Source organism: Nostoc sp., assembly GCF_036917155.1.
Lineage (GTDB): Bacteria > Cyanobacteriota > Cyanobacteriia > Cyanobacteriales > Nostocaceae > Nostoc.
Genome location: NZ_JBALDZ010000070.1, coordinates 1 through 7561 on the forward strand (window position 1 = coordinate 1; position 7561 = coordinate 7561).

The 7561-nt window shown below is 43.4% G+C and carries 5 protein-coding genes and 3 pseudogenes; 6 read left to right on the top strand and 2 right to left on the bottom strand.

Going from position 1 to position 7561, the window contains the following annotated elements; all coding sequences use genetic code 11:
• Window positions 1-292: 292 nt before the first annotated feature.
• Window positions 293-1048 (bottom strand): dienelactone hydrolase family protein, encoded by a 756-nt coding sequence (locus V7K67_RS10580; protein WP_335166428.1) that lies wholly within the window; start codon window positions 1046-1048, stop codon window positions 293-295.
• 287 nt (window positions 1049-1335) lie between these two features.
• On the opposite strand from V7K67_RS10580, the pseudogene V7K67_RS10585 reads away from it, so the two are divergent.
• Both V7K67_RS10585 and V7K67_RS10590 read left to right on the top strand, forming a co-directional pair.
• A pseudogene (locus V7K67_RS10585) lies at window positions 1336-1524 on the top strand (hypothetical protein); the annotation flags it as partial.
• A gap of 48 nt (window positions 1525-1572) precedes the next feature.
• Window positions 1573-1944: pseudogene (locus V7K67_RS10590) on the top strand (nitrogenase component 1); the annotation flags it as partial.
• Between the two features lie 119 nt (window positions 1945-2063).
• Here the strand turns inward: V7K67_RS10590 and V7K67_RS10595 are convergent.
• The gene (locus V7K67_RS10595; RefSeq protein ID WP_334733559.1) at window positions 2064-3335 is read right to left on the bottom strand and encodes an MFS transporter; all 1272 of its coding nucleotides are present in this window, start codon (window positions 3333-3335) and stop codon (window positions 2064-2066) included.
• A 327-nt stretch (window positions 3336-3662) separates the two neighbouring features.
• Between V7K67_RS10595 and V7K67_RS10600 the strand changes: the two genes are divergently transcribed.
• From V7K67_RS10600 to V7K67_RS10615, 4 genes and pseudogenes are all read left to right on the top strand, one after another.
• Window positions 3663-4625: a TauD/TfdA dioxygenase family protein gene (locus tag V7K67_RS10600; RefSeq protein WP_335166431.1), complete on the top strand. Its 963-nt coding sequence runs from the start codon at window positions 3663-3665 to the stop codon at window positions 4623-4625.
• A gap of 147 nt (window positions 4626-4772) precedes the next feature.
• Window positions 4773-5642, top strand: a complete 870-nt coding sequence (locus V7K67_RS10605; protein WP_335166433.1) for a TauD/TfdA dioxygenase family protein — start codon at window positions 4773-4775, stop codon at window positions 5640-5642.
• Window positions 5643-5701: 59 nt separating this feature from the next.
• Window positions 5702-6889 (top strand): aliphatic sulfonate ABC transporter substrate-binding protein, encoded by a 1188-nt coding sequence (locus V7K67_RS10610; RefSeq protein WP_335166435.1) that lies wholly within the window; start codon window positions 5702-5704, stop codon window positions 6887-6889.
• Window positions 6890-7174: 285 nt separating this feature from the next.
• Window positions 7175-7561, top strand: a pseudogene (locus tag V7K67_RS10615) (peptide ABC transporter substrate-binding protein); the annotation flags it as partial.

Consider the following 7561-nt stretch of genomic DNA (forward strand, 5'->3'; position numbering starts at 1 on the left):
GCACAGCAATGCTCATTGGTGTCAACTTAAGCTAGAAATGGCTTCTCGCTTGGCTTGAGTACCCGTCGGAAACTGAAGTTACCGCCTAATAGCTGAAGTCTACTGAAGTAGACTCAAGATTTTTGGGGATATTTAGTCATCTTTAGATGACTTCGGCTATGAGCCAGGAATTTCAATTCCTGGTGGACGTGCAGTTTCACGTTAAGTTGACACCAATGAGCAATGCTCTGCTCTGCTCTGCTCTGATGACAGATGTGGTTCAAATACATGAAAACTGCTGTAACTCAAAGATTTAGACTTTTTGAAGCTGAAGGTTTTTTTGGAACAATTCTTGAACGTTTTTCCAAGCATCGGCAGCAGCTTCGGCATTGTAGCTGGCGCGATGGTTGCAGAAAAAGCCATGTCCTGCTCCCGAATAGCGGAAGATTGCATGAGTAATCTGATTTTTCTTCAGTTCAGCCTCAATTTGTTCTGTATGTTCTAAGGGGATTCCCTGATCATCAAGACCAAAGAAGGCGTAGATGGGGCCTTTAATCTCTGAAGTGCGGGTGATGGTTGGTTCTCCACCGCCGGGAGTTGAGTTAGGAATACCGCCACCATAGAAAGAAGCTGTAACTTTAATGTCTGGTAAAGTGGCAGCTAGGTAAACAACGTGACCACCAAAGCAGAAACCAATGGAGCCGATCGCATCTCCTTGCACATTTGGTAGACTTCTTAAGTAAGCGATCGCAGCTTTAATATCACTCAGTATTTCATCGGCTGTTGTTTGCTCCTTATAACCTCTCCCTTGCTGCACATCTTCAGGGGTGTATCCACCCTCAAAACCGGGGGCGGTGCGTTGAAATAACGTCGGTGCGATCGCTACATACCCGTCTTTAGCAAATTTCTCAGCAACTTCCCGAATGTGAATGTTAACCCCAAAAATTTCCTGAATCACGATCACAGCTGGGAAGGTTCCCTTTTGGACTGGTTCAGCTAAGTAAGCATCAATTTGCAAATCTCCGTTAGGGACTTTAACTTGAGCGGTGCGAATTTCTGTGTTTGTCATCTTAGAATTAGCCTGTAATTGCTTTCAGGACGCAATGTTTTATGGTAATTTTTGTACAATACTACTTAAAATATATCGATTTAACGTAGTTTAAGAGTAGTATTTCACAAACAATGCGTAAAGGCAAGTCATTTGATTTAGATGTAGATGGATATAAGACCGTGCCAAGAATCCGATGCTGAATTAGTCAGTGCGCTATGGGATGAGGTGTAGGCTGTTGACTTTGTGGGTTTTTAAGTGATATTATTCACACAATAATGATGTCGCCTTTTCTAAAGGGAGTAAACCGTGAAAAAGCCAAACAAGAAGGTAAACGTCTTGTAGTCGAAAACTTATTACAAGTTCGTTTTGGTTCATTAGATAAAGAACTTCAAGCAATTATTGAACCAGTATTAGCATTACTCCCTGAAGAATTTACTCCATTGCTCGTGCAATTGTCACGGGAGGAATTGATTGCTAAATTTGGCAGACACTGAATAATTTTTCCGGTTAGACCTAAAACTAAAGTTTTGATACATCTTTTAGCAGCCCAAGATTTGGGAATGGAAGTTATTGCAGCTACAGATGGCAAAACAACAGAAGAGGAGAAAGCTAAAATTAAACAATATCTTGGTGCAGATGCAATGCTTTTGTCTGATACAACTCCCCAGGCTTTATTAAAGGTATTACACCAAACAAAAGCTGATATATTGATTACTGGGGCTGGCAATAAATATACAGCACTCAAAACGAGAATTCCTTTTTTAGACATTAACCATGAACGTCACCATGCTTACGCTGGTTATGCAGGTTTGGTGGTACTAGCACGCGAACTACATGAAGCCTTGTATAGTCCTATATGGGAGCAAGTTAGCAAACCTGCACCTTGGGATGAAAAATTCGCTTATCAGCTATAGGCGCAACTTTCTTCTGCCAAGCTGATGTAATTGATCGTCTTCCACTACACTTTTAAAGTGTGGTGGAAGATGCTTATTTTCCAAATATCTGCTTTGTTGTACAAAGAGAAGCGACTTGTTCACCGAGCAATCCAACGGCTTACTGCTGGCAATTGTGCAGAGAACCAGAACGCACCTAAAATAATCAGACTACCACAGACAATCAAGGCATTAGTCGCACCAAAATTATCTGCCAAAGTCCCAGCTAACAAATTTCCAAAAGGCATTGTACCCACCATTGCTAGGGCGTAAAAACTCATTACTCGTCCGCGCTTATCCTCGGTAACTAGGGTTTGAATAATCATATTACTACTGGTAATGTTGAGGATAGAAAAGCAGCCTACAAATACCAGAATGATTATAGATAGCCAAACTTGACGCGAGAGTGAAAAGAATATCAAACTCATCCCAATCAAAACTTGAGCGACTACAATCAAACGCTCTAAGCCTACAATCCCTCGTCTGACACTTAGATACAAACAAGCAAACAACGAGCCAATCGGTGCTGAAGTGCTGAGGTGAGCCATTGTTGTTGCGTTCCCATTGAGAATCTTTGCTGCAAAAACAGGCATCAGCGCGACATGAGACATCCCGACGAAACCATGTAACGCTAGCATTAATAAAATTACTCTAATCGCCTGGAATTTCCAGACATATTCAAAGCCCTCTCGCAATTTCTCCAAAGTATCGCTAATGCCCGTAAGGGGTTGCATCTGTCTGGCTGGCAGCCGCATCGCTAGCAAGGTAAATATGGCAGGAATATAGCTGAGGGTATCGTAAAGAAAACAATATTTTACCCCTAGTGTAGCAATCAAAATCCCGCCCATAGCAGGCCCCACGACGAGAGAGGAACTTAACATTACTGAATTCAAAGCGATCGCATTACCCCAATCGGCGCGATCGCCTACAGTTTCGGTGACGATTGTATGGCGCACGGGCATATCTAATCCCTTGAGCAAACCATTGAAAGCACTCAGTACCAAGAGGATAGGAAAGGTAATCCAATTGGTAAAGGTGAGAATTGTTAAAGCCAGGGAAACGCTAATTCCCAATATCTGTACCACCATTAACAAGTCACGACGACTCCAGCGATCGGACAATATGCCCGAAAAGGGAATCACTAATAACGTAGGTAAAAATTGTACAAACCCTGCAACTCCCAACAACCAAGGCGATTGAGTCAAATCGTATACCAGCCAAGGAATAGTTAACTGCTGGGTCATAAATGTTCCAGACATTGATAGTAACTGTCCCCCGAAAAACAGGCGAAAGTTACGCCAGCGCAAGGCGGGTAAATGGTGGTAAGTGATATTACTGATGCTTTCCCCTAGTTGTCTATGCCAAATTTTCATGAGGAAAATTTTATCATGGTTTACTAATAATTAGATTAACTAAGAATTATTAAATAATCGCGTAGTTTACTACCCAGGCATCGCTGATCTGTCTGAGCTAAGGCTTTTGCACATTGACATCGAATCACTATAGAAGAGGATTTGTCTGAAAAACATAGGAAATTACTATTTAGCCACTGCATACTACGATAAATCTATCGGAATAATGTATGATAATTTCAGTTATACTCCCAGCATGGGAATGTTGCTAGCAGAGTATCGGCAAAATTCCCAAGGAAATAGGCGAGTGTGAACACCTCCCGATAGATCAAACTCTGGAGAATCCTAATGGGCTATAAACATATAGAAGTTAAACAGGTAGCTGGTTTCATCGGTGCAGAAATCGGCGGCGTAGACCTTTCGCGCTCTCTTTCTGAGGATCAAGTCCAAGAAATTCGCAAAGCGCTATTGAAGTGGAAAGTTGTGTTCTTTCGTAGTCAGAACATTGATCATGCTGCCCAGGTCGAGTTCACATCTCGTTTTGGCGAAGTGACTTTCGCCCATCCCTTGGGAGAGCCTGAACCAGTTCCGGGATTTCCCCAGATCAAACCTGTAGACCGTAGACTCTATGAAAAGCAATATGGTTTTCGCACTGGCGGCCCTTGGCACACAGATGTAACGGCGGCGATCAACCCACCAGCAGCGTCAATTTTACGCGCAGTTAATGTCCCTAGTTTCGGTGGTGACACCCAGTGGAGTAATCTTGTTGCCGCTTATGAGGGACTCTCAGCACCTTTGCGATCGCTAGCTGATACATTAAAAGCAGAACATCGCTTCAATGGAGGCGGTTATCAACCCCGCAATAACAAATTCGACGAGCGCATTGCTGTCAATCCCCTAGTTTCTATTCACCCAGTCGTCAGAGTTCATCCTGAGACTGGTGAGCGTGCCTTGTTCGTCAACCCTGGCTTCGTCTCTCGCATTGTTGATGTGTCACCAGAAGAAAGCAGACTGTTGCTAGAGTTGTTCTTTAACCAAGTCACCAAACCTGCCTATACCACCCGCTTCCGTTGGAACAACGGTGATATCGCCTTCTGGGACAACCGCGCTACCGTGCATTTAGCTCCTCAAGATTTGGATCATTTGGATGTCGAACGTCTCCTTTATCGCACCACCATCACAGGCGATGTTCCAGTAGGGGTTGATGGTTCCCGTTCAGAAGTGGTTCAAGGTGAAGCTTTCAGCGCTGAAGTACCAAGTGTCTTCAAGCAAAAAGCTGAGTCTAAGGAAGCACAACCAGTCCTTTCCTAAAGCTGAGTTATAAGTTACAAGTGCTGAGTCAATTAAAAAGTACTCAGTACTTATGAACGCAGACATTAACCGTTGTTGCTCTCTCTACAAGGGTAAATTTTGTATGACCATTTGCTGGTATAGCCCTAAATCTAAGGAGACCTGATTATGACACTCACGGCAAGTCGGATTGAGATTACACCCACCGGAGCGGCTCTTGGTGCAGTGATTACCGGATTTGATGTTAATTCTGTGGAACCAGAGGTAATTCTACAGCTAAAACAGGCATGGCGCGATCAGCACATTTTGATTTTCAAAAACCAAATATTAACTGACGATCAGTTGTTAGCCTTTGCCAATTACTTTGGTGATATTCTTCAACAACCTGCTTATATCCGCAAAGGAGAAACAGAAGAATACTTGCCGCCCCTAGTTCTCACTCTTGCAAATGCTGCTCCTGAAGAAAGTTCAGTCAATATTCGACCGAACTATCAGGAACTTTTACCCCACATCGATCACTACTGGCTTCCTGTGCCATCTAGCGGTTCTTTCTTATATGCAGTAGAAGTACCTGAGAATGGCCCCAATACCTATTGGATAAATTTGGCTCAGGCTTACGACGAGCTAGACGATGCCACCAAAGAGCAAATTTCTGGCTTACAAGTTCGCTACTTTAATTCCTATGGCAGTAAGGATCGGGATGAGTATGGTCAGCCTAAATATGCAGATAGTCGCGCCCCAGAACCAGGCGAACGAGTAGCAATTCATCCTCTGGTTCGCACACATCCAGATACAGGCAAAAAGATCCTCTTTTTCAATGCAGCTAGCGATGTAGACATCGTGGATTATGACCATGTAGAAGGAGCAAAACTAATTGCGCGGTTGCAAGAGCATATCAAGCAACCTCGATTTGCCTATCGTCACCAATGGAGCAAGGGCGACCTACTTTATTGGGATAACCAGGCAACGGCTCACTACCGCCCTGAATTTGATGCCAATGCCACTCGTATTCTCAAACGGGTCAGCCTTCGGGGGTAGTCGTCCTTTCTAAAAGTTTAACAATCTAAGAATATAAAACGAAATGAAGTAGTTGATTGTTGACTGTTAACAGTCAACAATCAACAGGAGCCATTACGTTGGGCGGCTATGCCGACTTGTACAAATGGCGTTCAACAGCCAACACCACGGGATTGAGAGCCATGATTAAACCTTATGTCAGGAAACGATTAATTTCCAGACGAGATTTGCTTTATACTTTGTATGGGTTCGCCTCTTTCGCTACATTGGTAGGCTGTGGAGCAAATGCTGGTAGTGGAAACAAGAATACGATAAGTAACAATAACAACACTATTGCCAGTAATAGCGGTAGCAATAATAGCAAGCCTAAACTTATTCGGCTTGGCTTCACATCATTTGGCGATCTAACAAGAGAAAAAGGTGTAATCGAAAAGCGTTTAGCTCCTTTGGGAGTAGATGTTAGCTGGTCAAAATTTATCTCCGGGCCACCCCTGCTGGAAGCCTTAAGTGTGGGTAGCCTTGATGGGGGACAAGTTGGGGAAACGCCGCCGATCTTTGCTCAGGCTGCTGGTAACAATTTGGTTTACCTAGTGAATATCCCGGCGGGTACGGGGGAAAGTTATGGGATTATTGTGCCAAAGGATTCTTCCATTAAAACGGTAGCGGATCTTAAAGGCAAAAAGGTTGCCTATGCCAGAGGAACTGCTCTGACCTATTTTTTGGCGAAAGCGTTGGAAGAAGTTGGGCTGAAGTTTAACGATGTTCAAGGTGTGAATTTGACTGTTGCTGATGGACAAGCAGCATTTTTAAACAAAACTGTTGATGCCTATGTAGCGATCGACCCTACACTGATCAAGCTTCAACAAGAGGGAACGATCCGAGTGTTGCGGGATGCTCAGGGAATTAAAACACCAGGATCTTTCTACTTAGCTGCCAGGGAGTTTGCTAGTAGTAACCTTGAACTCTTCAAAGCAATTCTAGAAGAGTACTACCAAGTTGGAGAATGGGCAAATCAAAATAGGCAAGCAGCCGCCCAAATCCTTGCTCCGAAGTTAAAGGTTGATGTGCCAACGATGGAAACAATGTTGTCTCGACGAAAGTACGATATGCAACCTATTAATGAGCAAGTGCTGCGAGATCAACAGCAGGTTGCCGATCTTTTGTACCAATTAAAAATCGTGCCAAAACAAGTCGATGTCCGGGAAGCAACTCTGACTTCTGAACAGTATGCGGCAATTATACCGGATAGTATCAGAAATAAGGCATGATTTAGCGATCGCAAACTAGCTAAACGAAAATAAAGAGGCTGTGATCAGGAGATGCAAGACTGGGTGAAAAAGAGGATAACTCATGCTGAATAGCTAATATGTCCTTTTCCTGACAGCTATTGCCTTTCTTCCACATCTATGGGATTTTTATTTTAAGGAAGTACGGTTCGGCGACCAAATTATCATAGTTTAAATCGGGAAAATCGTCAGAAACACGCTACAGTATTTGGTTGCTTGTTAGCGGTAAATTTGACCCTTTAGTTTAAATCCCTAGAAACAATCCAAATGTGCATATTCAATAAATTCAGTAGGGGTCAGATTTTTGCTCAGTCGTTGCTGGGCATTTTGTTGTTAACTGCTTGTTCTTCCCCAAATTCTCAGTCTTCAACCACCTCTACTCCCAGCGCGTCTAATCCAACAGCAGCGAGCGATACTTTAAAGCTTCTCTATTGGCAAGCACCAACTATTCTTAATCCCCATCTAGCTCAAGGTAACAAAGACTTTGAAGCTAGTCGAATTACTTACGAACCCTTGGCCAGCTTTGATAAAGATGGTAAACTAGTCCCCTTTCTCGCAGCAGAAATTCCCTCTTTAGAGAACGGTGGAGTAGCAAAAGATGGTAAATCAGTGACTTGGAAACTCAAACAGGGAGTCAAATGGTCTGATGGTAAA

What these genes read in the sequence shown, in the direction of transcription:
- V7K67_RS10580 (WP_335166428.1), bottom strand. Translation starts at nt 1,048, where the DNA reads ATGACAAACACAGAAATTCGCACCGCTCAAGTTAAAGTCCCTAACGGA.
- V7K67_RS10595 (WP_334733559.1), bottom strand. Translation starts at nt 3,335, where the DNA reads ATGAAAATTTGGCATAGACAACTAGGGGAAAGCATCAGTAATATCACT.
- V7K67_RS10600 (WP_335166431.1), top strand. Translation starts at nt 3,663, where the DNA reads ATGGGCTATAAACATATAGAAGTTAAACAGGTAGCTGGTTTCATCGGT.
- V7K67_RS10605 (WP_335166433.1), top strand. Translation starts at nt 4,773, where the DNA reads ATGACACTCACGGCAAGTCGGATTGAGATTACACCCACCGGAGCGGCT.